The following is a 26,406-nucleotide window of genomic DNA, read 5'->3' on the forward strand; positions in this document are numbered from 1 at the left end:
GCCGGACCTCGGTGAGCTGCTGCCGCAGTGGCTCGCCGCGGCCAACGCCCGCGGGTACGCGGCGCCCGCGCCCCTGCTGCCCGCGCTGCTTGACGCGGCCCGGGCGCGAACCGACCTGCGCCCGGGGACACTCGCGTTCGCGGGCGCCCGGGGACTGTGGCTGGCCCGGTTCAACCCCGACTGGAAGTTCGCGCTGCGGGGAGCGGCGGGCGGCGCGACGCTGCCCGACCTCGCGGACGGGACGGCGGTCGAGGCACTGTGGCAGGAGGGTCTGTTCGCCGAGCGGGTGGCGCTGCTCGGGGCGTTGCGCCGCAGGGATCCGGCGAGGGCGCTGGCACTGCTCGTGTCCACCTGGCCGTCCGAACGGGCCGAGGACAGGCTGATGTTCCTCGACTCCCTGCGGACGGGATTGTCCGACGCGGACGAGCCCTTCCTTGAGGCGTCGCTGACCGACCGCAGCCGCAACGTCCGCACGACAGCGGCGGAATTGCTGTCCGGGCTGCCGCGCTCGGCCCTCGCCGGGCGGATGGCCCGGCGGGCGAGTGCGTGCGTGGCGCTCGACCCGATGGCGGCCTCGCCGTCGGTCGTCGTCGAGGCGCCGTACGCGTGCGACGAGGACATGCGGCGCGACGGGGTGACCCCCGTCCCGCCGTCGGGCCGGGGCGAACGCTCGTGGTGGCTGGGCCAGCTGGTGGAGGCGGCGCCGCTGGACGTGTGGCCGGGACGGCTCGGCGGCCGGACGCCGGAGGCGATCGTCGCGCTGCCGGTGGCCGACGAGTGGGCCGGGGATCTGCACGCCGCCTGGTGCAGGGCCGCGATACGCCAGCGCGACGCGGAGTGGGCCCGGGCCCTGCTGGACGGCGCGCCGCCGGCCGAGCGCTCACGCCTCCTGGCGGTGCTGCCGCGGCAGGAGCGGGCGCGTCGCGTCGCGGAGTTCGTCGCGAAGGACGGCCTGTCCGACGCGTTCCAGCTCCTGGCCGTGTGCGCGGTGCCGTGGTCGGAGCCCCTGGGCGGAGCGGTCGTCGACGCGCTGGACATCGCGCGCGAGGCCGGCAGCTACCCGTGGAGCTTCAGCGGGGCGATGGGCCTCGCGGAGCGGTGCCTCGATCCCCGGGAGGCGGACCGCCTGGAGTTGCTGACGGCGCCGCCGAGCGAGACGGAGGACAGCTCGCCCGGCGCGGGCGGCTACTGGTCCGAGGCGTTCCGGCGCCTCGTGTCGACCCTCCGCCTGCGGGCGCGCATGTACGAGGAACTCCTGCACGAGGAACCGAGGGGGTGACGGGCGAGGGCCCCCGGCGACGGGGGCCGTTGCCGCCGATGCGTCCCAAGCGCACGACGACGGGGGCCGGTTGACGGGCGGTGGCGGGCCTGGCCGCGGCGTTCGGGGGCGCCGGCGGTGCTTCCGGCGCGGTGGGGGCGGTGGGGGCGGTAGGCGCGGTGGGGCGGTAGGGCCGTAGGGCGGCAGGGGCCGACTCGACGGTGCGTCCGTCCGATCGGAGGGGGCGGCCGACCGCTGTCCGCCGCGACCGGTGCGCCACGGACCGGCGGCGAGCGGTGGCGCGGGCAGTGGTTCGTGCGGCCGGAGACGGTGTGGGCCGACCGGGTGAAAAGTGACGTGCCGGGCGCGCGGAGCCCCGCGTCGCGCCCGTGCGCACCTCCGCACGCCGACGCCACTGTGCATCGGCGTCGGTGTTTCCGCCCGCCGGGGCTCTCGGGTGCCGCCGCTTCCGCGGATGCCGACGTTCCGCACGCACCGTCGTATCCGGGGACACCGCCGCTTCCGGGCGCGCGGTCGCCCCGGGCTCCGCGGTTCCCCGAGAGCCTCCGTTCCCCGCCGACGGGCGGTGGACCGTCCGCCGCTGCGGGCTCGGGCGTGGGCGCGCGGTCCTATGCCTGCGCGGACTCCCGCACGTTGGCGTTGACCCAGGCCACGATGGAGGTCGTCGTGGCGCCCGGCGTGAAGATCTCCGCCACGCCCTGCTCCTTGAGCGGGGCGATGTCGTCCTCCGGGATGATCCCGCCGCCGAAGACCTTGATGTCCGCCGCGTCGCGCTCCTTGAGCAGCTCGATGACCTTCGCGAACAGCGTGTTGTGCGCGCCGGAGAGGATCGAGAGGCCGATCGCGTCCGCGTCCTCCTGGATCGCCGTGTCGACGATCTGCTCCGGGGTCTGGTGCAGCCCCGTGTAGATGACCTCCATGCCGGCGTCACGCAGCGCCCGTGCGATGACCTTCGCGCCCCGGTCGTGGCCGTCGAGGCCCGGCTTCGCGACCACTACGCGGATCGGACCGGTCACACCCATCACTGCCTCCACTCACCACACCACCACGACGGACCAACGGACCAAGTGAACGAACGTTATCCACAGCATCCCGCACGCGGCCATTTCCGGGAGCGAGGCATGGGCCAAATCACATGAACGATTTCGAACACCGCGTCGAGTGATCGGCGCCACCCCGCCGAAACACAGCCGATTGCCCCTTTCCGCAACCGCCAAAACCTGCGGAAGATTGTCGGCGTCGCTTACCGCCGGGTACAGTCGCGGCCACTGCTGTCCAGGCGAGAGAGAAGTTGGTGAACGACCTGCCCACTCAGGCCGACTACACCGCTTACGAGACGGACCCGCTCTTCGGGGCGCTCCCCGGCGGCCACGACGCGCAGCAGTACGGCAACGGGCACCACCAGTACGGCCAGGGTCAGTACGCGGACCAGCAGTACGCGGACCAGCAGTACGCGGAGCAGCAGTACTCCGGCCGGCAGTACGGGGACGAGCGGTACGGAGAGCAGCAGCACCGGGACCCCGCATACACGGAGCAGCAGTACGGGGATCAGTCCCGCACCGACCAGCAGTACGCCTACGGCGACGGCGCGACGGGCCAGTGGGACGGGGGCCCCGGCGCCGCCCCGGCGGCACCGCCCGCGGGCCAGGGCCCGACCGTTCAGCAGTACGGCGGTTGGGAGCAGTCCCCCGAGCACGGCTACGCGTACGCGGCGCAGGCCGCCCCCTCGCCCACTCTCGCGCAGGGCTTCCCCGTCGCGGACGCGTACGGCTACCACCAGCAGGAACAGGCCGCCGCCACGGCCGGTTACGCGCCGACCATGCAGTGGACGGTGCCGGCCGACGGTTACACGGACCCGCAGGCGCAGCAGCACGGGCACGGCGGCCACCCTGCCCAGCCGCAGCCCCCGTTCGGCCCGGCGGAACAGCACTACCCGCAGCCCGGCGGTCAACTGCCCCACGGCTACGGGGCCCACGACCAGCAGACGCAGGTCGAGCTGCGCATTCCGCCGGACGCGCACGTCGCCCACCACCCTGACGCCCACCCCGGGCAGGAGCACGGCGGGGCCGCCGGCGGCCCGCCGCACGAATCCTCTTCGGATCCCGGGACCGGCCTCGGCACCGCCGCGGGGTCCGTGCCCGCGCCCGCTCCGGCGCCGTACGACGCCGGCTGGTACGCGTCGCAGGAGACCCTCGTCGCACCTCTCGTGGTCCCCGCGGACGCCGCGGAAGGGTTCCGGACACCGCCCCCGCCGCCCGCCCCCGGCGCGCCCGCGGACGGCACGGATTCACCCGGCCCCGAGCCCGCCGACGGCGCGCGCGCCCACGACGACCACGCCCCGGAGGCCGGCGAACAACCGGTGACGCCGGAAGCGCTGGACGCGGTGGACGCGGTGGACGCGGTGGAGCCGGCCGGGACGGCGGACGCCTCAGGGGCCGTCGTGACCCGCCCCGGCCGGGCCGCCGACCGTGCGAACGCCCGCGGCGCGGCCTCACGCAGCCGCCGCCGCGCGCCGGCCAAGCGTTCCGCGCTGCTGACGATCGCCGTTCCGTCGGCGTGCGTGATGGGCGTGGCGGGCATCGCGGCCGCGTCCGTGAGCGCGGTCGGGGGCAGCGACGACAAGCAGGACGACACGGCGACCACGGCCGCCGCCGATCCCGCGTCCGTGGAGCCCGTCGCGGCCAACGACAAGATGGACACGCAGCTCGCCGCCCTCAGCGCGGACGCCCGTGACTTCGGCGACCGCGCGAGCCGCACGCAGGAGCGCCTCGACCTCAAGGCCCGCCAGGCGGCGCAGAAGAAGAAGCGCGAGGAGGAGGCGGCGCGCAAGGAGGCCGCGCGCCCCAAGTACCTGCTCCCCGTCAAACGGCGGGGCCTGAGTGCCTACTTCGGGCAGGCGGGCGTCAACTGGATGTCCGTGCACACCGGGATCGACTTCCCGGTCATGACCGGGACGCCGGTGATGGCGGTCACGGACGGCACCGTCCGCACGCAGTGGAACAGCAGTTACGGCAACATGGCGATCGTGACGGCGGCCGACGGCACCGAGACCTGGTACTGCCACCTCAGCAGCACGCGCGTGCGTTCCGGGTCCGTCAAGGCGGGCGACGTCATCGCGTACTCGGGGAACACCGGCAACACCACAGGCCCGCACCTGCACTTCGAGGTGCGCCCCGGCGGCGGCGCCGCGATCGACCCGCTGCCGTGGCTGCGCGGCCACGGCCTCGACCCCACCTGACCGGTCCCGGCCACCGGTCCGCGCCACCGCGTCCGACCCGCTTGTGCGCCGACCCCGCTGTGTCCGGACCCCCTCGTGCGCTGACCCCGTACCGTGACCCGCCATGTCCTGGCCCTGCCGCGTCCTGACCCCGCTTTGGGGGCAGGACCCGTCCCCCACGGCCCGGCCCCACCGGCCGTGGGGCGGCGAGGCGCGGGTCAGAGCTTCTCGACCGGCGCGTACCTCAGCAGCAGCCTCTTGGGCTTCGGGTCGCCGAAGTCGATCTCGGCCTGCGCGTCGGAGCCGGAACCCGACATCGCGACGACCGTGCCGAGCCCGAACTTGTCGTGCGTGACCCGGTCGCCGACCGCCAGGGCGATGACCGGGCGGTCCGTGATCTGGCCCTTCTGGCGGGAGCGGGTGCCGCCCCGGCCCATGCCGCCGGACAGCGGGGAGAAGCCGCCCCCGGAGGAGGACGAGACCGGCCCGGCCGGGATCTGGGCGCCCGTGCGCTTCCAGTCCAGGTGCTGCCCGGGGATCTCCTCGAGGAAGCGGGACGGCGGATTGTAGGAGGGCTGGCCCCAGGCGCTGCGCATGGAGGAACGGGTCAGGTAGAGCCGTTCGCGGGCGCGCGTGATCCCGACGTACGCGAGCCGGCGCTCCTCTTCCAGTTCCTTCGTCTCGCCGAGGGCCCGCATGTGCGGGAAGACGCCGTCCTCCATGCCGGTCAGGAAGACGACGGGGAATTCGAGGCCCTTCGCGGTGTGCAGGGTCATCAGCGTGATGACGCCGGAACCGTCCTCGTCCTCGTCGGGGATCTGGTCGGAGTCGGCGACGAGCGCGACCTGCTCCAGGAACTCGGCGAGCGTGCCGGTACCGGCGGCTCCGCCGCCCGCTCCCCCGCCGGCGCCCGCGTCTCCCGCGGCGGCACCGACAGCGGTGTCATCGACAGCGGTGTCACCGTCCGCGACATCGCCTGTGCCTGCCGTCGGGGCGTCGGAGGCGCCCTCCGCCGGGGCATCCGCCGTGCCGGCCGGGGCATCCGCCGCGTCGGCACCGGCGGGCGCCGCCGCCCCCGCCTGCTCCCGGGCCTGCTCGAACTCCAGCGCCACGGAGGCGAGTTCCTGGAGGTTCTCGATGCGGGTCTCGTCCTGCGGATCGGTGGAGGACTGCAACTCGGCCAGGTAGCCGGTCCGTTCGAGGATCGCCTCCAGCACCGTCGCGGGTCCGGCGCCGCCCTCGACGACCGTGCGGAGGTCGTCCATCAGCGAGTTGAAGCGCCTGACCGCGTTGGCCGAGCGCGCGGCCATGCCGTACGCCTCGTCGACGCGCGTGAGCGCCTGGGGGAAGGTGATCCGCTCGCGCTGCGCCAGCGCGTCGATCATCGCCTCTGCGCGCTCGCCGATGCCGCGCTTGGGCACGTTCAGGATGCGGCGCAGGGGGACGCTGTCCTCGGGGTTCGCGAGGACGCGCAGGTACGCGAGGACGTCGCGGACCTCCTTGCGCTCGTAGAAGCGGACGCCGCCGACGACGCGGTAGGGCAGGCCGACCCGGATGAAGATCTCCTCGAAGACGCGTGACTGCGCGTTCGTCCGGTAGAAGATCGCGACGTCGCCGGCCTTCGTGTCGCCCGCGTCGATCAGCCGGTCGACCTCGTCGGCGATGAACTGGGCCTCGTCGTGCTCGGTGTCCGCGACATATCCGGTGATCTGCGCGCCGGCGCCCGCCTTCGTCCACAGGTTCTTGGGGCGGCGGCTCGCGTTGCGCTCGATGACGGCGTTGGCCGCGCTGAGGATGGTCTGCGTGGAGCGGTAGTTCTGCTCCAGCAGGATCGTCGTCGCGTCCGGGTAGTCCTCCTCGAACTGGAGGATGTTGCGGATCGTGGCGCCGCGGAACGCGTAGATCGACTGGTCGGCGTCGCCGACGACGCACAGCTCGGCCGGGTCGTACGCCTCGCCCGTCGACTCGTCGACGCCCGAGGGCCCGACCAGTTCCCGCACGAGCGTGTACTGCGCGATGTTGGTGTCCTGGTACTCGTCCACCAGCACGTGCCGGAAGCGGCGCCGGTAGTGCTCCACGACGTCCGGGAACGCCTGGAAGAGGTGCACGGTCGTCATGATGATGTCGTCGAAGTCCAGGGCGTTGGCCTCGCGCAGCCGTGCCTGGTACATCCGGTACGCCTCGGCGAGCGTCTTCTCGAAACCGTCCGTGGCCTGGTCCGCGAAGGTCTCCTCGTCGATGAGCTCGTTCTTGAGGTTGGAGACCTTGGCGGAGAACGACTTGGGCGGATACCGCTTCGGGTCCAGCTCCAGGTCGCGGCAGACGAGCGCCATGAGCCGCTTCGAGTCGGCGGCGTCGTAGATCGAGAACGACGACGTGAACCCGAGTTTCTTCGACTCGCGCCGCAGGATGCGCACGCACGCGCTGTGGAACGTCATCACCCACATGGCCGCGGCGCGCGGGCCGACGAGGTCCTCGACGCGCTCCTTCATCTCGCCGGCGGCCTTGTTGGTGAACGTGATGGCCAGTATCTGGCCGGGATGCACGTGGCGCGTGCCGAGCAGGTGGGCGATGCGGTGCGTGAGCACGCGCGTCTTGCCCGATCCGGCACCCGCGACGATGAGGAGCGGCGAGCCCGTGTGCACGACGGCGGCACGCTGCTCCTCGTTCAGCCCCTCGAGCAGCGCGGCGGCGTCCACGACGGTGCGCGGGGCACCGTCGCGGTGGTACGCATCCCTGGCCGCGGGCACGTGGAACGCTCCCTCGAAGAGGTCGTCGGGCACCTGCTCCGCAGCGGTGTCCTCGGGCGGCGGAGGCTCCTCGCCGGGAGGCTGGAGGTCCGCAAGGAAATTGTCGTCAAAGAGGCTGCTCATCGCTTCTTGAGTCTAGGCCGTCCCACCGACACCCCGCCGGGACTCCCGTCACAGCCCGCACGGGCCCCGGCCCGCCCCTGCCCTCGCCCCCGCACCCGCACCCGCCCTCGCGCGACCGCACCGCAGCCCGGGGGCCCGGACCGGCCGACCGGGCCGCACCGCGGAGCCCGTACAGGACAGGGCTGCGGGGCGGCCGCCCAGGAGACCGGGGACCACGGGACGAGGGGAGACGACGGGGGCGAGGGGGGCCAGGGGGCCAGGGGGCCAGGGGGCCAGGGGGCCAGGGGGCCAGGGGGGAACGAGCGGGACGAGGGGGGCCAGGGGGGACGGGGGCGGCGCGGCGCGGCTTCCGCCGTCAGAGCGTGGACAGGCCCCTGACCAGCGTGCTCGCGAGCACCGACAGGCGGGTGCGCTGCGCGTCGTCCAGTGCGCCCGTCAGGGCCAGGATCCGGCGGTCCGCCTCGGCGGTCAGTTCCCGGGCCAGCCCGTGCCCCTCCTCCGTCAGCGACACCCGCACGGCGCGCCCGTCGTGGGGCGAGGGGTCCCGGCGGACGAGTCCCCGGCGCTCGGCCCGGTCGACCAGGCCCGTCATGGACGACTTGTCCAGCCCCAGGTGCCGTGCGAGCTCCTGCATGCCCGGCTCGCGGTCGCGGAGCACGCCGAGCAGCCGCAGCTGGATGACGGACAGCCCGTGCCCCGCGGCGACCTTACCCAGCGCGGCCTGCACGACGAACGAGAGCTGGGCGAGGCTGTCCACGATCCCGAGGTCCACCGCCCCCGCCAGGTCCCCGGCCCCTGGCCCGTCCACCGGTCCAGGCCTCGCACCGGACCCGTCCGGGTGCGGTCGGGCGGGGCGCGGCGCGCGTGCGGCGTGGTCGTCGTCGGGCATGCGCTCATCCTACTTGACTTAGTACGTGCCACAAATTAATTTGGTTCGTGTCACGTACTAAACCGTCCGCGGCGGACCCGGCACAGGCCGGACGTCCGGGGGTGGCCGAGCGCCTGGGCAGGTCCGGGCCGGCCGGCAGGCCCGCGGAAGGCGCGGCCGAACCCGGCACGAACGCATCCCGCGCCGGACACACCCGCACCGAGGACACCCCGCACCGGACACACCCGCACGACCGACCTGGCGCGGCGTCCCGCCGTCCCGGCGACGACCCGAAGGAGAGCCGAACCATGACCCGACACCTCGACACCGAAGTGATCGTCTTCGGCGCCGGCGCCGCAGGCCTGACGCTCGCCCTCGACCTCGCCCGCCGCCACGTGGACTTCGTGCTGGTCGACAAGGCCCCGGAGCCGTTCCCGGGCTCCCGGGGCAAGGGCATACAGCCGCGCACCCAGGAGGTCTTCGAGGACCTGGGCGTGATCGACCGGATCGTCGCGTCCGGCGGCACGTACCCGCTCGAACGCGTCCACACGGCGGACGGGTCCCTCGACCGGGTCGCGGTGGCGACGGCCGATCCGACTCCGGCCGAGCCCTACCGGATCCCCCTCCTCGTGCCGCAGTTCCTCACCGAGCAGCGGCTCTGCGAGCGCCTCGCCGAGCTCGGCCACGCCCCGCGGCGGGGCCACGAACTCGTCGGCTTCGACCAGGACGCCGGCGGCGTGAGCGCCCGGATCGCCTCGCCGGACGGCGAGCTCACCGTGCGCGCCGCGTACCTGGTGGGAGCCGACGGCGGTTCGAGCACCGTCCGCAAGGCGCTCGGCATCGGCTTTCCCGGCAAGACCCTCGGCGTGCGGGCGGTCGTGGCCGACGTCCTCGTCGACGGCGTCCCGGACGACGCCTGGCACCGGTGGGGCCAGGGCAGCCCCGACCAGGTGTCGCTGTGCCCGTTGCGCGGCACGGACATGTTCCAGCTCCAGGCGCCCGTGCCCTTCGACACGGACGTCGACCTGTCGGCCGCGGGTCTCACCGCCCTGCTGCGTGCGCGCACCGGCCGCGCGGACGTCGGCGTTCGCGCGGTGTCCTGGGCCTCGGCCTTCTCGATGAACGCGCGCCTGGCCGACACGTACCGGCGCGGGCGGGTGCTGCTGACCGGGGACGCCGCGCACTGCCACCCGCCGACGGGCGGTCAGGGCCTGAACACGAGCGTGCAGGACGCGTACAACCTCGGCTGGAAGCTGGCCGCCGTCCTGCGGGGCGCGCCCGAGGCCCTGCTCTCGACGTACGAGCAGGAGCGCCGGCCGATCGCGGAGAGCGTCCTCGGCCTGTCCGAGCGGCTGCTGGAAGCGGCCAGGAGCCGCCCGACGAGCCGGGGCCGCGAGGTCAGTCAGCTCGACCTGGGCTACCCGGACTCGCCACTTTCGGTGACCGGTCCGCGGGACGGCGGGGGCGTGCGCGGCGGCGACCGCGCGCCCGACGCCCCCGTGACCGGCGCGGGCGGCCTGCCCACCCGGCTGTTCACCCTGTTCCGCGGCACGCACTGGACACTGTTCGGCCTCGACGTCCCCCGGGGCTCCGCCCCCGAGCCCCGCGCGGGCCTGCACATCCACCTCGTCGGCGCGGGCGGGGACCTCCGGGACGGGGCCGGACACGTCCGGGACGCGTACGGCCTCTCGTCGGGTCAGTGGGTGCTGGTCCGTCCGGACGGGTACGTGGCCGCCGTGGTCGACGCCTCCGGCCTCGGCACGGTCGCGTCCTGCCTCGACGCGGCCGGCGTCCGCGCGGCACGACCGGGCGCCGCCACCGCCGCCGCGACTCCCGTCGGCGCCGCCTGACCCACCCGGAGAACGGAAGCGGGGACGAGAACGGGAAGCGGAACGGAAGGGACGCGAGAAGCGGGAAGCGGGAACCGGAGCAGCGGCGGGGCGGAAGCAGGAACGGGAACGAGAACGTGAGCGAGAACGCCGACAGCAACGGGAACGCGAACGAGAACGCGAACAGCAGCAGGAACGCGAGCAGTCGGCGCCGGCGCGTGACGTGACGTGACGTACGGACCGCGCACGGGCCCGCGCGCTGCGCGATGGTCACGGAAAAGTCTCGGGAATGTATCGGACCAATCGAACATGGTTCTTCCCAGGGGCACCGCGGTTGGCTACCGTGCTCGATCAAGTGGCCGCCCCACCCACACCATTCACAACACCGGCACCACGGACGCCACCACGGACGCCTTTCCCACGCAGGCTCCGCGGACACCACCACGGGTCCACGGCCGTCCCCGCCTCTCTCCGGCCCCGTCGACGCGCAGCCGCCGGCACGCGGTCACCGGCGCCTGGAAGGAGATGCCCGCCATGGCATCGCACCGCAAGCCCCGCAGCACCACGCTCGTCCGGGCCGGCTCGCCGGCCGTCGGCATCACCACGGCGGCGCTCGCCTCCGTCACGCTCCTCGGGACGGGCTCGGGGACCGCGACGGCCGCCGGGACCACCAGGGCGGCGGCCACCGCACCCGCCGTCAGGCCCGGGCCGTCGATCGCCGACGTGCAGCGCCAGGTCGACGACCTGTACCGGCAGGCGGGTTCGGCGACCGAGGACTACGACCAGGCCAAGGAGTCGACGGCCGATCAGCGCAAGGCGCTCGACTCCCTGCTGGACGACATCGCGCGGCGCACGGACCGGATGAACGAGTCGAGACGCAGGCTCGGCATGTTCGCGACCGCGCAGTACCGGCAGGGCGCGGTCTCCCCGACCGCCGCGCTGATATTCGCGGACAGCCCCCAGTCGTACTTCGACGAGACGCAGTTGATGGACCGGATGAGCGATCGGCAGAGCGGCGCGCTCGCCGACTTCCAGGGCCAGCAGGCCGCGGCCGCGAAGAAGCGCGCGCAGGCCGCGAAGCAACTGCAGTCGCTGACGGCCTCCCAGGCCCGGCTGCGGGCGAGCAAGCAGCAGATCCAGCAGAAACTGGGCGACGCGCAGGCGATGCTGTCGAAGCTGACGGCCCAGGAGAAGGCGCGGCTCGCCGCGCTGGAGAAGAAGAAGCAGGCCGAGGCCGACGCGAAGGCCAAGGCCAAGGCCGCGGAGGAGGCCAGGGCCAGGGCCGCCGCCGAGAAGCGCCGGCAGCAGGCGCAGGCCCAGGACCACGACCAGGCCCCGCAGAAGACGACCACGGGCACCACCACCCCGCCCGCCGGTACGACCACGTCCCCCGGCTCGTCCGCGAAGGCGGACCAGGCGCTGGCCTTCGCCCGGGCTCAGATCGGCAAGCCGTATGTCTGGGGGGCGACGGGGCCGGGTTCCTTCGACTGCTCCGGCCTCACGCAGGCCGCGTGGAAAGCGGCGGGCGTCGACCTGCCGCGCACCACGTACGACCAGGTCAACGCGGGCACCCGGGTGGCGACCGCCGATCTGCGTCCCGGCGATCTGGTCTTCTTCTTCTCCGACATCAGCCACGTGGGGATGTACATCGGCGACGGCATGATGATCCACGCCCCGAAGCCCGGCGCGTACGTCCGCGAGGAGTCCATCTACACGATGCCGATCTACGCCTCGGTCCGCCCGGCCTGACGCGGCGGGTCGCGGCGGGTCGCGGGGTCCGGCGGGTCGCGGCGGGGCGCGGCGGGTCTCGGCGGGGTCGCGGGGTCGCGGCGGGGCGCGGCGGGGCGCGTCCGCACGCTCCGGTGTGACGCGGCGCCGGGCGGGCACGCGGACGCCGACCGGCCCTGACGCCGCGTCATGCCACCACTGCCCGACGTGCCGCGGCGTGACCTGGCTCGCGTACCGCCGCACCGCGCCCCGCCTCCCCCTCCCCCTCCCGCACGGGCGTGTTCGCACCCGAACGGGTAACGCGCCGCCACAAGCTCACCAGCGGTCGCGCGGCGATCGCAGCGCATCACAGAAGCATCAGCTTCCCTCAGGTCACGCCAGTTGTGATCTTGCGAGTCCGTTCCGTGACCTCGCGGCTTAGCGTCCTCTCCATGTCCACGCACCGAAAACGCACCAAGCGCCCGCGGCCGTTCGTCTTCGCCGGGGCGGTGTTCCAGGGTTCCGCAGGGCGGACCGCGGCCACCGCCGCGACGCTGGCGCTCGCGGGCGCCGCCACGGCCGCCGCCACGGGGCCGGCGCAGGCGGCGGAGCCCCGCCGGACACCCGCCCAGGTCACCTCCGAGGTGGACGGGCTGTACCGGCAGGCCGAGGCCGCGACGCAGAAGTACAACGGCACAAAGGCGGAGGCGGATCGCACCCGTTCGTCCCTGCACTCCTTGCAGGACGAGGCCGCGCGGACCCAGGACCGGCTCAACACGGCCCGTGACGCGCTCGGTTCCGTGGTCTCGGCGCAGTACCGCTCCGGCGGGCTCGACCCGGCCATGCAGGCCGCGCTGTCCTCCGACCCGGACACGTACCTGGAGAGCGCGTCGGTCGCCGAGCGCGCGACCTCGCGCAACGCGCAGAACGTCCAGCGGGTGCGGGCGGAGCTGACGCAGCTCGGACGGCTGCACGCGCAGGCCGACGGCCGCCTGTCGACGCTCGCCGCGCAGCAGAAGGAACTCGCCGCCCGCAAGGCCGAGATCAACGACAAGCTCACCACCGCGCGGAGCCTCCTCGACCGGCTGAACGCGGCGGAACGCGCCCGCTACGAGACAGCCTCCGCGACCGGCTCCGCCACCGCCGCGCGGAGACCCCCCGGCACGCCCACCCCCTCGGCACTGTCGGCCGCCGCCCCTGGCCACACGGTCGCCGCCTCCGCCGCCTCCGCTTCCGCCTCCGCCGCGCCCCGGGCCGCGAGCGCCCCCGCCGGGCGGGCCGCCGCGGCCGTCGCCTTCGCGTACCGGGCCCTGGGGAAGCCCTACGTCTGGGGCGCGACGGGCCCGAACTCGTTCGACTGCTCCGGCCTCACGCAGGCAGCGTGGAAGGCGGCCGGCGTCTCGCTGCCGCGCACCACCTACACGCAGATCAACGCGGGCAAACGGGTGACACGCTCCCAGCTCGCCCCCGGCGACCTGGTCTTCTTCTATTCGGGCGTCAGCCACGTCGGCCTCTACATCGGCGACGGGAAGATGATCCACGCTCCGCATCCGGGCGCCCCCGTGCGGGTCGCCCCGATCGGCGAGATGCCCTTCGCGGGCGCCACCCGTCCGGCGTAGCCCGGGAGGTACGCGCGCCGGGCCCGGGTCAGGATGGGCCCGGACCCGCAGCCGCCGACGACCCTCCACCACCCACCGGCTGCCGGCCAGTGACCGCCGCGCACGCACGAACCGCGGTACGGCCGGGCATCGCCCGGGAGGGGGCCCGCCGGAGCAGGAAGGGACCGCAGCCGTGAGACGAGCCCTCGCCGTCAGAGCGACCGGAGCCTGCCTCGCCGCGGGCTGCCTCCTGGTCCTGGCCCCGGTGGGTGCCACGCCCCGCGGCTGCGGGGACCTGGCGGGCGGCCGGCTGTGCATCGAGGGCCCGATCGGCGGAGCCGGCGGCTTCACCACGCGCTTCACACAGTACGACGGCAGGCCGGCGGTCCACGTACGCCTCGGCTACCAGCGCAGGGACCGGCGGCTGACGGCGTTCGCGGGCTGGTTCGGCGCGAGCACCACCACGGACGGCCGGGCCCAGCTGTCCGGGCGCCTGGCCACCGCGTCCGACGAGTGCATCCGGGGCGTCCTGATGGATCCCCGCGGCAAGGCGTACGTCACGGGCTGGAGATGCGCGGGCGCGCGCTGACCGAAGCCGTGCGGCGATCGGCCGCACCGAGGGCGCGGGCAGAAGCCACCGCGGCGGACCAGGAACGGCCGCCGGCCCCGACGGGAAAGCAGAACCCCGGCGGAAATGAGAGGCGGCGGGAGAGCGCCACGGCGCCGAGTCGGCCGCGAGGAGGAGTTCCCACTCCTCGCCACTCTTAACGTATAGCGCACCGGGGGGCTTGCGGCAAGGCCCCTCCCAGGGCGCAGAATCTCCGCCCTGGCCGGGAATTCCCGGACACCGCAAGCCAGGGAGCCGATGCGTGAACACCCGGACGACCCGTGCGTTCGACCTGCCCGACCGCCTCTCCCCCAAGGCCGACCCGGCCCTGATCGCCGAAGACGAGCGGCACTTCGCGGCCGTGGCGGAGTGCCTGCGGCGCTCGCTCGCCGAACTGACCGGGCGCCTCGCCGCCGCGCGCAGGTCCCCGGGCGGCATCGGCCGTCAGGCGATGGAGCGCGACGCCGAGATCCACCGGCTGGCCTCTCGGCTGCGCACGCTGCGCCGCTTCGGCCTCGACCTGTGCCTCGGGCGCATGGTGGCCGCCGAGGGTTCCGCGCCCGTCTACGTGGGACGGCTCGGCCTCACCGACGGGTCGGGCCGCCGGCTGCTGCTCGACTGGCGCTCGCCCGCCTGCGAGCCCTTCTTCGGCGCCACCCACGCCAACCCCATGGGGCTGGCGAGCCGCCGCAGATACCGCTGGTCGGACGGCCGGATCAGCGACTACTGGGACGAGGTGTTCGCCGCGGACGGGCTCGTGGGGCACGCGGCGCTGGACGACCAGTCGGCGTTCATCGCGAGCCTCGGCGGCGACCGCTCCTCCCGCATGCGGGACGTCCTCGGCACGATCCAGGCCGATCAGGACGCCATCATCCGGGCGGGTTCCCGCGGCGCCCTGGTCGTGGACGGCGGGCCGGGCACCGGCAAGACGGTGGTGGCGCTGCACCGTTCGGCCTACCTGCTGCACTCCGACCCGCGCCTCGGCGACCGGCGGGGCGGCGTGCTGTTCGTCGGGCCCCATCAGCCCTACCTGGGCTACGTCTCCGACGTGCTGCCCGGCCTCGGCGAGGACGGCGTGCGGACGTGCACCCTGCGCGACCTCGTGCCGGAGGGGGCGTCGGCGGAGCCGGAGGCCGACCCGGAGGTCGCCCGGCTGAAGTCGTCGGCGGATCTCGTGCGGGCGGTCGAGGCGGCCGTGCGCTTCTACGAGGAGCCGCCCGCCGGGGAGACGGCCGTCGAGACCCCGTGGGGGGACGTCCGGGTCGGTGCCGGCGACTGGGCCGCCGCGTTCGGGGCGGCCGACGGCACGCCGCACAACGAGGCACGCGAGCAGGTCTGGGAGGAACTGCTCGCCGTCGTGACCGAGAGGTACGAGAACGAGAACGGCGAAATCGACGAGACCGGCGAGACCGGCGAGCAGGACGGCGAGGGTGAGAACCACGCCCCGCCGGAGCGGCTGCGCACCGCGCTGCGGCACCATCGGGAGCTGCGATCGGTCCTCGACCGGGCGTGGCCGCTGATCGCGGCGGACGACCTGGTGGGCGACCTCTGGTCCGTCCCGGCCTACCTGCGCCGCTGCGCGCCCTGGCTCGAACCCGGCGACGTACGCCTGTTGCAGCGCGCCCAGCCGCGGGCGTGGACCGCGTCCGACCTGCCGATCCTCGACGCGGCACGGCAGCGGCTCGGCGACGTGGACGCGGCGCGCCGCGAGCGCCTGCACCGGCGCGCCCTCGCGGTTGAGCGCGCGCAGATGTCCCGGGTCGTCGACGAGCTGCTCGACGCGGACGACGACGGCGAGGGGGTGATGACGATGCTGCGAGGCCAGGACCTGCGCGAGACCCTGGTGGACGAGCGGTCCCCGGCCCCCGTCGAACCGGACGCCCTCGCCGGTCCGTTCGCGCACGTCGTCGTGGACGAGGCGCAGGAACTGACCGACGCGGAGTGGCAGATGCTGCTGCGGCGCTGCCCGTCGCACAGCTTCACCGTCGTCGGGGACCGGGCGCAGGCCCGGCACGGCTTCCCCGAGTCGTGGCAGGAGCGGTTGGCCCGGGTCGGCCTCGACCGGGTCCGCCTGGCGTCGCTGAGCATCAACTACCGGACGCCGCGCGAGATCATGGCCGTGGCCGAGCCGGTCGTGCGGGCGGTGCTCCCGGACGCGAACGTGCCGGTGTCCGTGCGCGACGCGGGCCTCCCCGTCGGGCACGGTCCGGTCGCCGACCTCGACGCGGTCCTCGACGCCTGGCTCGCCGGCAACGCCGGCGGGACGGCGTGCGTGATCGGCGCCCCCGCGTTCCGCGGGAGGCCGCGCGTCCTGTCGCTGACGCCGGAGCTCGCGAAGGGCCTGGAGTTCGACCTCGTCGTGCTCGTCCGGCCCGAGCGCTTCGGCGAGGGCGTGTCGGGGGCGGTCGACCGCTACGTCGCGATGACGCGCGCCACCCGCCGACTGGTCGTCCTCACCTGACGCGCGGGCCGCGTTCAGGCGCGTCGCGCGAAGGCCACGAACTCGGCCCAGGAGGCGGCCGGGACGAGCAGCCGGCCGCCGTCCCCGGACTTCGAGTCACGCACATGCACGAGGCCGGGACACGCGGCGACCTCGACGCAGTCGCCGCCCTCGGTGCCGCTGTACGTGGACTTCCGCCGGTCCATGGCGACTTCGACGCGCTCGCCGCCGGAGGTGCTGCTGTACGTGGACGTGAACCACACAAGGTCTGCGCTCACAGTTCCTCCGGCACTTCGCCGATGAGGCCCGGACCCGGCCGGTACGCGGGCGCGTGGCGCCGGTCTCTCGGCGCCCGGCCGGGCGCGACGGTTCAGACCAGGCGGCGGGCCGTCGCCCAGCGCGTCAGCTCGTGCCGGTTGGAGAGCTGGAGCTTGCGCAGGACCGCCGAGACGTGCGACTCGACCGTCTTGACCGAGATGAACAGCTGCTTCGCGATCTCCTTGTACGCGTAGCCGCGGGCGATCAGGCGCAGTACCTCGCGCTCGCGCTGGGTGAGGCGGTCGAGGTCCTCGTCGACCGGCGGGGCGTCCGTGGAGGCGAAGGCGTCCAGGACGAAGCCCGCCAGGCGCGGCGAGAAGACCGCGTCGCCGTCCTGGACCCGGAAGATCGAATCGACCAGGTCCGTGCCGGTGATGGTCTTCGTGACGTACCCGCGGGCACCGCCGCGGATGACGCCGATGACGTCCTCGGCCGCGTCGGAGACCGACAGCGCCAGGAAGCGCACCGGGTTCTCCGCGTGCCCCATCAGGGGCGCGCAGCGCCGCAGCACCTCGACGCCGCCGCCGCCGGGCAGGTGGACGTCGAGCAGCACGACCTCGGGGCGGGTCGCCGTGATGACCGTGACGGCCTGGTCGACGTCGGCCGCCTCGCCCACGACCTCGACGCCCGTCTCCTCCGTACGGCCGATCTCGGCCTGCACGCCCGTGCGGAACATCCGGTGGTCGTCCACCAGCACGACGCGTACGCGACGCGCCTCCGGTGCCTCGTCGTCGCTCATGTCCGTCCGTTCCTCGGTCGATTCGTGCCTGCTGCCGTCGGTCCTGCCGCATTGGTGTCTGCCGCATTCGTGCCTGCCGGCGCCGTGGCCGCCACCGGGTCCTCCCGGCGGGCGGCCGCTCCGGCCCGTACCGTACGCGCGGGGCCCCCGTCATGGGGCGACTGCGTGGGCGGCGGGGCCGTTCCGAGGCCCGTGCCGGACGCCGCCGGGGCCCTCACGTCTCGGCCTTCGCGGCCGGTTCCGGCGCCCGTTCCATCTCCAGTTCGACGACCGTGCCGCCCTCGGGGGCGGAACGCAGCGTCGCCGTGCCGCCGTTGCGCCGCATCCTGCCGATGATGGACCCGCGGACGCCCATCCGGTCCTCGGGGACCGCGTCCAGGTCGAAGCCGGGGCCCCGGTCGCGCACCGAGACGAAGACCGAACGGCCCTCCACCTCGGCGTAGACCTGGACCGCGCCGCCCTCGCCGCCGTACTTGGCCGCGTTCACCATCGCCTCGCGCGCCGCCTGGAGCTGGGCGGCGAGCCTCTCGTCCAACGGGCAGTCGCCGACGACCACGACCTCGATCGGCACCCCGTGGTGGTCCTCGACCTCCGCGGCGGTCTTCTTCACCGCCTCGGCGAGGGTGTCGGGCTCCTCCGCCTCGTCCTTGCCGCGGCCCTCCGGCCGGTACAGCCAGGCCCGCAGCTCACGCTCCTGGGCGCGCGCGAGGCGGCGCACCTCGCCGCCGTCGTCCGCGTTGCGCTGGATGAGGGTGAGGGTGTGCAGGACCGAGTCGTGCACGTGCGCCGCGACCTCGGCGCGCTCCTGCGCGCGGATGCGCATCAGCCGTTCCTCGGACAGGTCCTGTGTCATCCGCACGAGCCAGGGACCCACCAGGAGCCCGATGCCCGCGACGACGGCGATGGACGCCGTCAGCACGTTGCCGAACTGCGCCGCCGAGCCGCGGACCACGACGAAGACCGTGAGGCCGAGCCCCACCAGCGCGACGCCCGCGATGCCGCGGCCCACCTGCAGGAGCCGGCGGCGGCGGCCGATCTCCGTCCAGCGGGCGCGGCGCGCGTTGTCCGCCTGGCGCCACACCAGGACGAGTCCGACGCCGATCAGCAGCATCGGCCAGATGTAGCGGCCGGTGCCCGCGAGGCCCGTGTTCACGTTGCTGACGAAGACGACAGCGCCGATCGCGAGCGCGATCAGCGCGAAGACCTGGCCCTTGTCCGGCTTGCGGAGCCGGCGTCTGCCGTCGGGCAGGATCTCGAACAGCGACTTCGGCTGGGCGGCGGACGTGCCTCCCACCCCGAGCGGCACGACGATCCAGAACACCGCGTAGAGCAGAGCGCCGAGGCCCTGCGCGAAGAACAGCGCCAGGAACGCGAGCCGCACCCACACGACGGGCAGCCCCAGGTGGCCCGCGAGGCCGCGGGCGACACCGCCGAGGAAGCGGCCCTCCGCGCTGCGGTACAGCTTGCGCGGGGTCGGCTCCTCGGACACGGCGGCTCGGGGCGTGGCGGCTGGCATGTGTCCGATGGTCACACGACCGGGCGGGGACCGGCACGGGTTCGGGGCCGATATCAGGGACGTCGGGGGTCAATATCAGGGACGGTCCAGGGTCGATGCCGCTGGAGACGGCGGTGGGCTGCCGCCACCATGGACGTATGACACCCCCGCCAGAGCCGAACGGCAGCGACCGGCACGAGCCGGAGCGGGGCGGCCCGGAGCACGACGCCTCCCCCGGCCGCCCCGCCACCGGGCCGCGCCCGCCCGAGCCGGGCACCCGCGCGCAGAGCTCGCCGCAGGACGCGGCGCCGGCGTCCGGCCCGTCCGACCCGTCCGGCTCATCCGGCCCGTCCGGCGCCTCCGCGGGCGGCGCCGGAGCCGGTCGCGGAGGCGGCGGCTCCACGGCGGGCCGGCCGGGGGCGGGCGCCAAGGACCTCGGGCAGGAGGCCGCCGAGGGGCGCGGCCCACTCGTGAGGGCCTCGCGCCAGAAGGTCGTCGCGGGCGTGTGCGGCGGCCTCGGCCGCTACTGCGACGTCGACCCGGTCGTCTTCCGGATCGTCGTCGGCGTCCTGTCCGTCGCGGGCGGCCTGGGCATGATCGTCTACGGGCTCGCCTGGCTGCTGATCCCGCTGGAGGGCGAGGAGGAGAACGAGGGCCGCAAGCTCCTGTCCGGCCGGGTCGAGGGCGCGGCGCTCATCGCGGTCCTGCTCGCCCTCATCGGCTGCGGCCTCTTCCTGTCCATGCTGGGCAACGGCGGCACGCTCAGCTTCTCCATCATGCTGACGAGCGCGGTCGTGGCCTCGGCCGTCTACTCCAAGCACCGGCGCGAGACGGCGGCCGCCGCGGCCCCGCGCGGCCCGGCCGCCGCCCACGGCGTCTCCGACGCGCCGCCCGAGACGAAGGCGCCACCGGTCCCGGGGAGCCCTTCGTGGTGGCGCGACCCGATCGTCAAGGACGGCACCACGGGTCACTACGCGGCCTATGAGGGCTCGTCGTATCTGTGGGGCCCGCAGGACACTCCGTCGGAGGGCCGGCGGCGTTCCCGGGCGCGGGACGCGCGCCGCGGCGCCACCGCGTGGGGGTACGGAGGGGCGGCTCCGGCCGGCCTGCGGGTGGACGAGCGGCACGGCACGGCGGACATCGGGGGGACGATCTTCTTCGCGGCGCTGGTCGCGGGCGGGCTCGGCACCTGGCTCTCCTGGCACACGCACCCGCTGGGGACGACGCTGCAAATAGGTCTGGCCGCGGTGCTCGCGGTCCTCGGCCTCGGTCTCGTCGTGACGTCGTTCGTCGGCCGCACCGGGTGCGGCACGGTCTTCTGGACCGTCGTGACGACGATCCTGCTCGCCGCCGCCACCGCCCTGCCCGACGACATCAGCACGCACTGGAGCCGGGAGACCTGGCGGCCCGTGACGGCCGCTTCGGTGGCGGGCTCGTACCGGCTGGGCTCCGGAGTCGGGAGGCTCGACCTGCGCGAGGTGCAGGTCCCGGCGGGCGCGACGGTCCGCACGTCGGCGCACGTGGGCGGCGGCCTCCTGAGGGTGTACGTGCCGGCGGGCGTCGCGCTCGACGTCCGGGCGAGCTCGACGGCAGGCTCGGTGCGGCTGCCCGGTGACGGGGCCCAGGAGCTGCACATCAGTCCGAACCAGACGCTGCACCGCACCTACCCGGCGCAGGCGTCGAACTCCCTGGCGGCGCGCCCCGGGAAGCCGGCGGGCGCGGCGAGCAGGCCCGGGACGCTGTCGCTCACGCTCGACGTGGGCCTCGGAGAGGTGAAGGTGACCCGTGAGGCGTCATGAGGTGAAGCCGGGACGGCTGATCGTGGGGCTCGTGGCCGTCGCGATCGGCGCCCTGTACGCGGGCAACGCGGCGGGCGCCTGGCACACGGAGTGGTTCGCGGCGCTGCCGCTGCTGTTCGGGGGCCTGGTGCTGGCCGCCCTCGTCGGCTTCGCGGCTCACAAGGCCCGGCGGCGCCGCAGGCCGAGGTCCGACCAGGCCGCGTCGAGCGACAGCACGGGCGTGCCGGCGAGCAGCAGCGGGAGCCAGGCCATCAAGTAGGCGAGGTCGTTGCCGTAGTAGTAGGGCGTGGACTGCCAGCTCACGGTGAGCCACAGGCTGAGCGAGATGAGGGCCCCGCCGGCCGCGGCGACCCGGCCGAGGATGCCGAACAGCGTGCCGATGCCGACGGCGAGTTCGCCGAGCGCGATGGCGTAGCCGAAGCCGGCGGGGCTCTTGAGGGCCAGGTCCACGAGGGCCGGGATCGCGGCGCTGTCCCGCACGCCGTGCATCATGACGCCGATGGAGCCGGGGCCGCTGGATCCGAAGAAGCCGTGCGTCGTCAGCTTGTCGATGCCCGCGTAGATGAAGGTGACGCCGAGGAACACCCGCAGCGGCAGCAGCGCGTAGACCGGGGGTATCCCCCGCAGGCCCCGGGGCCTGTTCCGGCCGCCGTCGCCCACCGTGCCCAAACTGTTCGTCCGAAAGCTCTGTGCCATGGCCGGTCTGCCCTTCTGGTCCGCGCGGGTGCCTCACGGGCCGGTCCCGGCCGTGAGGCTTCATTAGTGCATACGCACACGGGCGCCCGGACGCTCACCCCCGCGCCGAAGGGCCGGGGAACGGCTCGCATTCTCAGCGGACTCTCAGGGTCCGCGGGTCCGGCACGGCGGACCGCTCCGGGGCTCCGCGGGTCCCACAAGGCGGACCGCTCCGTGGCTCGGCGCGCCCGCGCTCCGGCGGCCGGTGCCCACCCTGCCGTGCGGCGGGGGCGGAGGGCCGCGTGGCTCAGTCGCAGATCTCGACGGTGACCGTGTTCGTCTCGACCCCGCCCGCCGTGACGACCTGGATGCCGACCGGACCGGGCTCCACCTCGACCGGTACGGGCACCGTGAGGACGGCGTCCGTCGGGTTGGCGAAGCCGCCGGGCACCGGGACCAGCGGAACGTGCACGTGGACGGCGCCGATGCGCACGACCATGCCGGCCAGGCGGTCCGGGCCCGCGGCGCCGGGCGGGACGAACCCGGTGCCGCGGATCTCGATGTCGTCACCGGTCCTGATGGGCGCGTCCAGGTCGCCCGCCTCCCGGGCACGGACCACGGACAGCACGACGGGCCGGCTGCCCTCGGCGAACTTGCCCGCGAAGTACGTGGCGGCCGAGACCGCGACGAGCAGCGCCAGCCCCCAGGGCAGGTCCGGGAGCTGGTCGGGGCGGCGGGCGAGCCGTACCGCGGCGAGGACGACGGCGGCCGCGTTGACGAACACGTACTGCACGTCGGTGAAGCTGCCCCGGCGGTCGTCGTCGCAGAGCAGGTCGGCCGGGCGCGGGCGGTCGGACCGGACCTTCTGTACCCGCCGGTTCGCGACGCGCCCGGCGACGATCCTGCGGACGACGACGGCGATCGCGCAGACCACGGCCAGCACGCTCAGCAGTCCCGCACCGTGCCCGAGCCCGAGGCCCGAGACGAGGGCGTCCCGGTCCCGGTGCCGGGAGGCGCCGGCGAGCTGGAGCGCGATGACGAACACCGCGAAGACGGCGAGCAGCAGCCAGGCGGACGCGACCGTGCGGGAGGTGGACAGGCGGTTGTCGTCCCCGACGAGGGGCGCAAGCAGCCCGCCGCGCGAGCGGTGCAGGGTCGCCGCCGCGCTCAGCAGGCCCGCGAAGAAGACCCCCGCGATCAGCCCGGCCGTGCGGGCGACGCTCCATCCCGCTCCGACGGCGGTGAGCGCCTGCACGAGGACGAGGACGACGACGCCGCCCCAGACCGCGAACAGGCTCGCGCGCCACACCGCGGCGAGCCAAGCCTCGCCGGCCTCCCGGCCGCGCTCGGCGACCGCGCGGGCCGCCTGCGTCAGCTCGTCCGACACCCACTGGCGCGACGCGCTCGTGGAGTACTCGACCGCGGCGGGCAGGCCGTGCCCGGCCGCGAGCCGGTCCCGCTGGGCGAGGAAGTCCGCGAGCGCCCTGCGATGCCCTTCGCGCGCGCCGTGCGGGCAGTCGCCGCAGGTGCATCCGCCCCCGTGCCCCGTACCGGCACGCTCCGCCGCCTCTCGCACCGCCACGCAGAACGCCCTCTTCCCGCCCCGTTGCCCCGACCCCGAACTACCTTGTGATGAGAGGGAATTCTGCCGTACATACCGGCCCCTCCCGGCCGGGAACGGCCCCTCGCGGGTGACGACACCGTCACGATCCGGGATCGGGCGGGCCCGGAGCGACGCGCCGGACCCGGGCCGCGCCCCGCCGGGACCGGACGCCACCGGCCCCGCCCGGGCGCCAGGACGCCGCCAAACCTGTCGCCACCGCTGGAGACATGCTCGCCCCACCGGCTAGAGTTCATGGCGGGCCGCAGCAATCGGCCCCGCGCTGCCGTCGCCGGCGACGCGGGTCCGGGCCCTGTCTTTCCCGGAAGAGGTACGCATGCCGCCAGAAGCCCGGTCCCGCGCGGCGGACCGGCTCGACGACGACGATTACCCGGCCTTCACGATGGGGCGTGCGGCCGAGATGATCGGTACGACACCCGCGTTCCTGCGCGCCATCGGAGAGGCCCGGCTGATCACGCCGCTGCGCTCCGAGGGGGGCCACCGCCGCTACTCGCGCTACCAGCTGCGCCTGGCGGCCCGCGCCCGCGAGCTCGTGGACGCGGGCACCCCGATCGAGTCGGCCTGCCGGATCATCATCCTGGAGGACCAGCTCGAAGAGGCCCTGCGGCTGAACGAGCAGCTCCGGAAGGAGCCGGCCGCGGGCGGGGACGCCAGGAGCGGGACGCCCGGTCCGGGCCCGCGCGACTCCTGAAGCGGCCCGCGCGCCGACCGGTACCGCCCCGACCTGCGAGGCGCCCGCCGGCGGTGCCCGCGCGGTCGCCCGCCCAGGGGCACTGAAATCTGTCGCAACGACTGCAGGATTTGGGGTGGCCGGCGGGGGAAATTTTCCTCCGTCGCCGCCCCGTAAAAATCTTTCCGAGCACATTACTGGGGTGCCGTGCTAGTCTGGAGCCTAGTTGCAGTTGTGGTTCCCAAAAACTTCGAGTGCACTTACCGGCCTCTTCGGCCGGCGGGTGCACTTTCGTTTTTCCTGGATTTACCGGTCCGCCGGATTTCCGGGCGGGGCAATCATCGGCAACACAGGGCGGCACAGTGCGGTCCTGCAATTGCCCCGAAATGGAGAATGTTATGGCCACCGGAACCGTGAAGTGGTTCAACTCGGAAAAGGGCTTCGGCTTCATCGAGCAGGATGGCGGCGGCGCCGACGTCTTCGCCCACTACTCGAACATCGTCGCCAACGGCTACCGTGAGCTCCAGGAAGGCCAGAAGGTCAGCTTCGACGTCACGCAGGGCCAGAAGGGCCCGCAGGCGGAGAACATCACCATCGCCTGACCCTCGCGGCTCACACGAGCGGCTGGAGCCGGGGTTCCGGTCTGTCGACCGGGCCCCGGCTCGCCGTGTGTCGCGGCGCCGACAGGGCGCCGCGACACCGTTCGGCCGCATCGCGGCGGTCCGTGCGCCGGAAGTCCGCCCGCTCGCGGCGGACCTTCCGGCCGCACCGGAGCACCGCCGCACCGCACCACCCCGCGCCCACCTGCGCACCCCGCGTCGTTCACCGCCGCGCTCGACCCGTCGCCACCGGAGTACCGCCGGGTCCTTATCCGCCCGTGGACGGGCAGCGCGGGAAACATCGGACGGCACACCCGCGAACGACCGGGCACTGCCCGCATCACCAAGCGGATGCGCGCCTGTGTCCCGCGTCCGGGCACGATGCCCGCACGCAATGCAAAGAAATCGATCCCTGATTAGCGACAGGGTCGCCCATCGCTGTACCCCGGCTCGTTCCTGCGAATCTTCGTACCGTTCACGGTGCCGGGAATTCCTCGATACGTGCCGCATCGAGGAAGGTTCACCCTTGAACCGGTCACCCGGCACGAACAATCGCACATCCAATTCTTCCCGCGGGGTTTCCGCCCGCCGCGGAGGCTCGGCGGGCGGCGCCTCCGGCGGCCGCGGTGCCGCGTCGCGTCGCAACGGCGCGGGCAGCGGGCGCGGCGCCGGCCGCGGCAGGGCCGTCGCCCAGCCCCGCGCGTTCACCGCACCCGAGCCCATCACTCCCGCGCTGCCGCCCGTCGACTCCTTCGAGGAGACCGGCCTGCCGGAGGCCCTGCTCACGGCGCTGCGCGCCGAGGGCGTGACCGCACCGTTCCCCGTTCAGGCGGCGACGCTGCCGAACTCCCTGGCCGGACGCGACGTCCTCGGCCGCGGCCGTACCGGCTCGGGCAAGACCCTGGCGTTCGGCCTGAGCATGGTGGCCCGCACGGCGGGCCTGCGCGCCCAGCCGCGCCGGCCGCTCGCCATGGTCCTCGTGCCCACGCGCGAGCTGGCCCAACAGGTCGCCGACGCGCTCTCCCCGTACGCGAAGGCGCTCAGGCTGCGCACGGCCACCGTCGTCGGCGGCCTGTCCATCGGCCGCCAGGCCGACGCGCTGCGCTCCGGTGCCGAGATCGTCGTGGCGACCCCCGGTCGGCTGCGCGACCTCGTCGAACGCGGCGACTGCGTGCTGTCCGACGTCGTGGTCAGCGTCCTCGACGAGGCCGACCAGATGGCCGACATGGGCTTCATGCCGCAGGTCACGGCGCTGGTGGACCAGGTGTCGCCCGAGGCGCAGCACATGCTCTTCTCCGCCACGCTCGACGCGAACATCGAACGCCTGGTGAAGCGTTACCTCGACGACCCGGTGGTCCACGTCGGCGACGTGGAGGACGGCGTGGTCAGCACGATGGAGCACCACATCCTGTACGTGCGGGACGTCGACAAGCAGGCCGTGACCATCGAGATCGCGGCCCGCGAGGGGCGCGTCCTGATGTTCCTCGACACCAAGCACGCGGCCGACCGGCTCGCCAAGAACCTGCTCAAGCAGGGCGTACGGGCGGCGGCCCTGCACGGCGGCAAGTCGCAGTCCCAGCGCACCCGCACGCTGACGCAGTTCAAGGACGGCCTGGTCAACGTGCTGGTCGCCACGAACGTGGCGGCGCGGGGCATCCACGTCGACCAACTGGACCTCGTCGTCAACGTCGACCCGCCGGCCGACCACAAGGACTACCTGCACCGCGGCGGCCGCACGGCCCGCGCGGGCGAGTCGGGCCTCGTGGTCACGCTCGTCCTGCCGGACCAGCGGCGCGAGGTGACCCGGCTGGTCGGGCAGGCGGGCATCACCGCGCAGACCACCCAGGTCAACTCCGGGGAGGCCGAACTCGGCCGCATCACCGGAGCACGCAAGCCCTCGGGCGTGCCCGTGGTCATCACGCCTCCCCCGGCCCCGGCCCGCCCCGCGGGTTCGGCTACCGCCTCCAGGAACCGCAGGTCCCGCCCCGGGGCGGCCAGGCGGCGGAGCGCGGCCGGCACGGGCGCACCGCGCGAGGCGGGCTCCGTGCCCGCACCCCGCTCGCGGCGCGGCG

The 26,406-nt window shown here is 74.2% G+C and carries 20 protein-coding genes; 12 read left to right on the forward strand and 8 right to left on the reverse strand.

Annotated elements, in window-relative coordinates:
* Positions 1 to 1,279: DUF5691 domain-containing protein (locus L1885_RS05430; RefSeq protein WP_235795814.1), on the forward strand; the 1,279-nt coding region annotated here is incomplete at its 5' end.
* A gap of 608 nt (positions 1,280 to 1,887) precedes the next feature.
* Here L1885_RS05430 and icmB read toward each other — a convergent pair.
* Entirely contained in the window at positions 1,888 to 2,301 is a 414-nt protein-coding gene (icmB, locus tag L1885_RS05435; protein WP_235795815.1) for a coenzyme B12-dependent isobutyryl CoA mutase small subunit, read from the reverse strand.
* A 272-nt stretch (positions 2,302 to 2,573) separates the two neighbouring features.
* On the opposite strand from icmB, the gene L1885_RS05440 reads away from it, so the two are divergent.
* Positions 2,574 to 4,517, forward strand: a complete 1,944-nt coding sequence (locus L1885_RS05440; RefSeq protein ID WP_235795816.1) for a peptidoglycan DD-metalloendopeptidase family protein — start codon at positions 2,574 to 2,576, stop codon at positions 4,515 to 4,517.
* Positions 4,518 to 4,714: 197 nt separating this feature from the next.
* On the opposite strand, the gene L1885_RS05445 is transcribed toward L1885_RS05440, so the two are convergent.
* Positions 4,715 to 7,369: an ATP-dependent DNA helicase gene (locus L1885_RS05445; RefSeq protein ID WP_235795817.1), complete on the reverse strand. Its 2,655-nt coding sequence runs from the start codon at positions 7,367 to 7,369 to the stop codon at positions 4,715 to 4,717.
* A 355-nt stretch (positions 7,370 to 7,724) separates the two neighbouring features.
* Positions 7,725 to 8,258, reverse strand: a complete 534-nt coding sequence (locus L1885_RS05450; RefSeq protein ID WP_235795818.1) for a MarR family winged helix-turn-helix transcriptional regulator — start codon at positions 8,256 to 8,258, stop codon at positions 7,725 to 7,727.
* A 287-nt stretch (positions 8,259 to 8,545) separates the two neighbouring features.
* Between L1885_RS05450 and L1885_RS05455 the strand changes: the two genes are divergently transcribed.
* The 5 genes from L1885_RS05455 to helR all read left to right on the forward strand — a co-directional run bounded on the left by L1885_RS05455 (position 8,546) and on the right by helR (position 16,439).
* Positions 8,546 to 10,087, forward strand: coding sequence for an FAD-dependent oxidoreductase (locus L1885_RS05455; protein ID WP_235795819.1), 1,542 nt, complete (start codon positions 8,546 to 8,548; stop codon positions 10,085 to 10,087).
* Positions 10,088 to 10,591: 504 nt separating this feature from the next.
* On the forward strand, positions 10,592 to 11,815 hold the full coding sequence (locus L1885_RS05460; protein WP_235795820.1) for a C40 family peptidase: 1,224 nt from the start codon (positions 10,592 to 10,594) through the stop codon (positions 11,813 to 11,815).
* Positions 11,816 to 12,225: 410 nt separating this feature from the next.
* Positions 12,226 to 13,392 carry a C40 family peptidase gene (locus L1885_RS05465; protein WP_235795821.1) on the forward strand — a complete coding sequence of 389 codons (1,167 nt, stop codon included), beginning with the start codon at positions 12,226 to 12,228 and terminating at the stop codon, positions 13,390 to 13,392.
* Between the two features lie 172 nt (positions 13,393 to 13,564).
* The gene (locus L1885_RS05470; protein ID WP_235795822.1) at positions 13,565 to 13,960 is read left to right on the forward strand and encodes a hypothetical protein; all 396 of its coding nucleotides are present in this window, start codon (positions 13,565 to 13,567) and stop codon (positions 13,958 to 13,960) included.
* Between the two features lie 280 nt (positions 13,961 to 14,240).
* Entirely contained in the window at positions 14,241 to 16,439 is a 2,199-nt protein-coding gene (gene helR / locus L1885_RS05475) for an RNA polymerase recycling motor ATPase HelR (protein WP_235795823.1), read from the forward strand.
* 14 nt (positions 16,440 to 16,453) lie between these two features.
* Here helR and L1885_RS05480 read toward each other — a convergent pair whose 3' ends face one another.
* The 3 genes from L1885_RS05480 to L1885_RS05490 form a co-directional block, all read right to left on the reverse strand.
* Positions 16,454 to 16,696, reverse strand: a complete 243-nt coding sequence (locus tag L1885_RS05480; RefSeq protein ID WP_235795824.1) for a DUF397 domain-containing protein — start codon at positions 16,694 to 16,696, stop codon at positions 16,454 to 16,456.
* 92 nt (positions 16,697 to 16,788) lie between these two features.
* Entirely contained in the window at positions 16,789 to 17,475 is a 687-nt protein-coding gene (locus tag L1885_RS05485; RefSeq protein ID WP_235795825.1) for a LuxR C-terminal-related transcriptional regulator, read from the reverse strand.
* Positions 17,476 to 17,689: 214 nt separating this feature from the next.
* Positions 17,690 to 18,991: an ATP-binding protein gene (locus tag L1885_RS05490; protein ID WP_235795826.1), complete on the reverse strand. Its 1,302-nt coding sequence runs from the start codon at positions 18,989 to 18,991 to the stop codon at positions 17,690 to 17,692.
* Between the two features lie 137 nt (positions 18,992 to 19,128).
* Here L1885_RS05490 and L1885_RS05495 point away from each other — a divergent pair, with 137 nt between their 5' ends.
* Together L1885_RS05495 and L1885_RS05500 are read left to right on the forward strand one after the other, a co-directional pair.
* Positions 19,129 to 20,769, forward strand: a complete 1,641-nt coding sequence (locus L1885_RS05495) for a PspC domain-containing protein (RefSeq protein ID WP_235795827.1) — start codon at positions 19,129 to 19,131, stop codon at positions 20,767 to 20,769.
* Positions 20,756 to 21,028 (forward strand): hypothetical protein, encoded by a 273-nt coding sequence (locus L1885_RS05500; protein ID WP_235795828.1) that lies wholly within the window; start codon positions 20,756 to 20,758, stop codon positions 21,026 to 21,028. Before L1885_RS05495 ends, L1885_RS05500 begins: the two co-directional genes overlap by 14 nt.
* On the opposite strand, the gene L1885_RS05505 is transcribed toward L1885_RS05500, so the two are convergent.
* Both L1885_RS05505 and L1885_RS05510 read right to left on the reverse strand, forming a co-directional pair.
* Positions 20,926 to 21,465, reverse strand: coding sequence for a DoxX family protein (locus L1885_RS05505; RefSeq protein ID WP_235795829.1), 540 nt, complete (start codon positions 21,463 to 21,465; stop codon positions 20,926 to 20,928). The two genes, L1885_RS05500 and L1885_RS05505, sit on opposite strands and share 103 nt — an antisense overlap.
* Positions 21,466 to 21,751: 286 nt before the next feature.
* Positions 21,752 to 23,026 (reverse strand): hypothetical protein, encoded by a 1,275-nt coding sequence (locus L1885_RS05510; protein ID WP_235795830.1) that lies wholly within the window; start codon positions 23,024 to 23,026, stop codon positions 21,752 to 21,754.
* Between the two features lie 355 nt (positions 23,027 to 23,381).
* Here L1885_RS05510 and L1885_RS05515 point away from each other — a divergent pair, with 355 nt between their 5' ends.
* The 3 genes from L1885_RS05515 to L1885_RS05525 all read left to right on the forward strand — a co-directional run.
* Positions 23,382 to 23,756, forward strand: coding sequence for a MerR family transcriptional regulator (locus L1885_RS05515; protein ID WP_235795831.1), 375 nt, complete (start codon positions 23,382 to 23,384; stop codon positions 23,754 to 23,756).
* Positions 23,757 to 24,133: 377 nt separating this feature from the next.
* Positions 24,134 to 24,337: a cold-shock protein gene (locus tag L1885_RS05520; protein ID WP_235795832.1), complete on the forward strand. Its 204-nt coding sequence runs from the start codon at positions 24,134 to 24,136 to the stop codon at positions 24,335 to 24,337.
* Between the two features lie 523 nt (positions 24,338 to 24,860).
* On the forward strand, positions 24,861 to 26,406 hold a 1,546-nt coding region (locus tag L1885_RS05525; protein ID WP_235795833.1), incomplete at its 3' end, for a DEAD/DEAH box helicase.

It is taken from the genome of Streptomyces fuscigenes (assembly GCF_021556455.1).
Classification (GTDB): Bacteria; Actinomycetota; Actinomycetes; order Streptomycetales; family Streptomycetaceae; genus Streptomyces; species Streptomyces fuscigenes.

Coding starts and splice junctions, on each gene's coding strand:
- L1885_RS05465 (WP_235795821.1), top strand. CDS start 12,226: ATGTCCACGCACCGAAAACGCACCAAGCGCCCGCGGCCGTTCGTCTTC.
- L1885_RS05485 (WP_235795825.1), bottom strand. CDS start 17,475: ATGAGCGACGACGAGGCACCGGAGGCGCGTCGCGTACGCGTCGTGCTG.
- L1885_RS05455 (WP_235795819.1), top strand. CDS start 8,546: ATGACCCGACACCTCGACACCGAAGTGATCGTCTTCGGCGCCGGCGCC.
- icmB (WP_235795815.1), bottom strand. CDS start 2,301: ATGGGTGTGACCGGTCCGATCCGCGTAGTGGTCGCGAAGCCGGGCCTC.
- L1885_RS05490 (WP_235795826.1), bottom strand. CDS start 18,991: ATGCCAGCCGCCACGCCCCGAGCCGCCGTGTCCGAGGAGCCGACCCCG.
- L1885_RS05460 (WP_235795820.1), top strand. CDS start 10,592: ATGCCCGCCATGGCATCGCACCGCAAGCCCCGCAGCACCACGCTCGTC.
- L1885_RS05495 (WP_235795827.1), top strand. CDS start 19,129: ATGACACCCCCGCCAGAGCCGAACGGCAGCGACCGGCACGAGCCGGAG.
- L1885_RS05450 (WP_235795818.1), bottom strand. CDS start 8,258: ATGCCCGACGACGACCACGCCGCACGCGCGCCGCGCCCCGCCCGACCG.
- L1885_RS05515 (WP_235795831.1), top strand. CDS start 23,382: ATGCCGCCAGAAGCCCGGTCCCGCGCGGCGGACCGGCTCGACGACGAC.
- L1885_RS05520 (WP_235795832.1), top strand. CDS start 24,134: ATGGCCACCGGAACCGTGAAGTGGTTCAACTCGGAAAAGGGCTTCGGC.
- L1885_RS05505 (WP_235795829.1), bottom strand. CDS start 21,465: ATGGCACAGAGCTTTCGGACGAACAGTTTGGGCACGGTGGGCGACGGC.
- L1885_RS05445 (WP_235795817.1), bottom strand. CDS start 7,369: ATGAGCAGCCTCTTTGACGACAATTTCCTTGCGGACCTCCAGCCTCCC.